General features: G+C 71.5%; 5 protein-coding genes and 1 pseudogene. 3 read left to right on the top strand and 3 right to left on the bottom strand.

What is annotated here, in order from left to right:
- Positions 1–460, top strand: a 460-nt coding sequence (locus tag ADY59_RS47060) for a gamma-glutamyltransferase (RefSeq protein WP_197094200.1), incomplete at its 5' end; no start/stop codon positions are given.
- 63 nt (positions 461–523) lie between these two features.
- Here ADY59_RS47060 and ADY59_RS52190 read toward each other — a convergent pair.
- Positions 524–694 carry a hypothetical protein gene (locus tag ADY59_RS52190; protein ID WP_197094199.1) on the bottom strand — a complete coding sequence of 57 codons (171 nt, stop codon included), beginning with the start codon at positions 692–694 and terminating at the stop codon, positions 524–526.
- 103 nt (positions 695–797) lie between these two features.
- Between ADY59_RS52190 and ADY59_RS47055 the strand changes: the two genes are divergently transcribed.
- Together ADY59_RS47055 and ADY59_RS47050 are read left to right on the top strand one after the other, a co-directional pair.
- A complete protein-coding gene (locus tag ADY59_RS47055) occupies positions 798–1,580 on the top strand; it encodes an SURF1 family protein (protein ID WP_049577819.1) in 783 nt (260 codons plus the stop codon).
- Positions 1,581–1,582: 2 nt separating this feature from the next.
- On the top strand, positions 1,583–1,888 hold the full coding sequence (locus ADY59_RS47050) for a DUF3817 domain-containing protein (RefSeq protein WP_049577817.1): 306 nt from the start codon (positions 1,583–1,585) through the stop codon (positions 1,886–1,888).
- Between the two features lie 21 nt (positions 1,889–1,909).
- On the opposite strand, the gene ADY59_RS47045 is transcribed toward ADY59_RS47050, so the two are convergent.
- Positions 1,910–2,104 (bottom strand): hypothetical protein, encoded by a 195-nt coding sequence (locus ADY59_RS47045; protein WP_049577814.1) that lies wholly within the window; start codon positions 2,102–2,104, stop codon positions 1,910–1,912.
- A 105-nt stretch (positions 2,105–2,209) separates the two neighbouring features.
- A pseudogene (locus ADY59_RS52185) lies at positions 2,210–2,498 on the bottom strand (hypothetical protein); the annotation flags it as partial.

The raw sequence follows: 2,498 nt of genomic DNA, 5'->3' as shown, positions 1-2,498 counted from the left end.
GGGCAGCCCCATCCCGAACTCGTACCGGTTGACCAGGATCTGCAGCACGGTCGTGATGATCGTGGAGCCGCCCGGCAAGCGGCCCCGCTCGTCGATGGCGCCGACGCTGGTGTTCGACGACGGCCGTCCGGTCATGGCGCTCGGCTCGCCGGGCGGCTCCACGATCATCACGACCGTGCTGCAGATCCTGGTCAACCGGTACGAGTTCGGGATGGGGCTGCCCGAGGCGCTCGCCGCCCCGCGCGCCACCCAGCGCAACACCGCCCAGACGCAGGCCGAGCAGGGATTCCTGGACGCGTACGAGAAGGAGCTGGAGGCCAGGGGGCATGACCTGGTGCTGAACCCGGAGATCGGCGCGGCCACGGCGCTGGAGTTCCTCGGGCGCGACCGGATCCAGGCGGTCGCCGAGCCTGCCCGGCGCGGCGGCGGCAGCGCGATGGTGGTCCGCTCACGTCACTGAGCCGGCTCGCGGACACGACGAGAACCCGCCACGGCCAGTGGCGGGGAGGGCCGGCGCGGGCGGCTAGCGCAGGAGCAGGAAGGCGGCCACACCGATGACGGCGATCACCACGACGACGGCGACGATCGGCAGGACGGGCGACTTCTTGGTCACCTTGGACTCCTGCTCGGACCGCTGCGCGAACGCGCGGAACTGCTGAGTGTTGCCCGCGGGGTCGATATGCTGGTCAGACATGCGCAGCAGCCTAGCGGGATCGCCTGCCGCTTTTGCGCCTTTTCGCGTGATCCACGGGTGGGCTGGTTACGTGACCGGCCCACCGGGCGGATAGCTTGGAAGCATGCTCAAGACCCTGTTCTCGCTGCGCGTCATGGGGTTGCACCTGCTCACGATCGTGGTCGTGACCGCGTTCATCCTGCTGGGCCGCTGGCAGCTCGGCGTGTTCCAGGACTCGGGCAAGCCGCAGGCCACCACCGACCCCGCGCCGGTGAGCGTCACCACGCTCGCCGAGGTGGGCGGGCACATGCTCAACGCGGCCGTCGGGCGCAGGGTCACCGTCGAAGGCGTCTACGACGCCGGCCGCCAGCTCCTGGTGGCCGACCGGCAGCCGCACGTCGACGCGCCGGGCGGCAACGTCTCGCGCGGCGAGGGCTACTGGGTCCTCACCCCGCTCCGGCTCGACGACGGCACGCTGATGCCGGTCGTCCGCGGCTGGGTGGCCCAGGCCGGCGACCCGGGCGTGGCCGTGCCGTCCGGGCGCGCCTCGGTCCAGGGCAGGCTGCGCCCGCCGCAGGGCACCGACAGCGTCCAGCGACGCCCCGAAGGCCTGCCCGCGGGCCAGGTACAGACGGTGTCGACCGGCGAGCTGATCAACCTGTGGAGCGGGCAGAAGGTGCGCAACGGCTTCGTCGTCGCCCAGCCCGCCGCCGGCGCCCTCAAGCCGGTCGAGGTGTCGCCGCCGGTGGTCGGAGGCACGCTGACGTGGCGTAACCTGGCTTACGCCGCCAACTGGTGGATCTTCGCGGGATTCGCCGTGTTCATGTGGTTCCACTTCGTACGCGACGCGGTGCGAACGGATCGGGACCGGTCTGCCAGGTCCCCCGAGATGGTTCTGGAAGGTTAACGGTGGAATCGGCTCTCAAGCCCTTCCGGGTGCTCGCCTACGTCGTCGGCGTCATGCTCCTGATCCTCTGCGTCGCCATGGTGATGCGCTACGGCTTCGGCGTCGACGGGCTGTCGAAGGTCATCGCGCCCATCCACGGCGGCCTCTACATGCTCTACCTCGTCGCGGTGCTGAACCTGGGCATGAAGGGCCGCTGGACCTGGCAGTACATGCTGGGCGTGATGCTCGGCGGCACGGTGCCGTTCCTGTCGTTCTACGTCGAACGCCGGGTGACCCTCAGGGTGGCGGGCCGGACGGCGGAGGCCTGAGGCCCCCGCCGTCATGGCGGCTCAGCGGCCGATGCCGCGCCGGCGCGCCCGCTTGAGCCGCTCACGCTGCGACGGGTCGAGCATCAGGTAGCCGACCACCGGGGCGGCGACCACACCGAGGATGACGAGCAAGGTCACGAACCCGGGGCCGAAGAACCACAGCGAGAGCAAGACGGCGGCGCCTGCGCCGATGGCGTACTTCGTGATTGGCGACATCCTCAGCTTCCTCCGAACGCGGGGCCCACGCCCCGCCTCTCCCACATTGTGCGTCGTGGGTCCAACGATTGGACCCACCGGCGCGGTTCCAATTCGCGATCTATCTCAATCCGCGTGCGCCAGCGCGGCCAGCAGGTCCTGCCGCAGCAGCCCGTGCGCCGGGCGCCGGGCGGGGTCCCCGGACAGTAACCCGACCAGGACCGGCGCCAGCACACCCGCCCTGGCCAGCGATGCCCCGGGCGCCGGCGGCCCGCCCTCCACCGCCGCGAACAGCACCGCCCCGAGCGACCACAGATCCCCGGCGGCACTCACCACCCCTTCCGGCGCCCGATACGCCGAAAGCCGCCCATCGCCCCCGGCCTCCTCCCGGCGTGGGGCGGGGGCCGCCGACGGG

This window comes from Nonomuraea sp. SBT364 (assembly GCF_001083785.1).
GTDB lineage: Bacteria > Actinomycetota > Actinomycetes > Streptosporangiales > Streptosporangiaceae > Nonomuraea.
The sequence above is the reverse complement of the archived record's forward strand: the minus strand, read 5'-3'. Positions and strand labels throughout refer to the sequence as shown.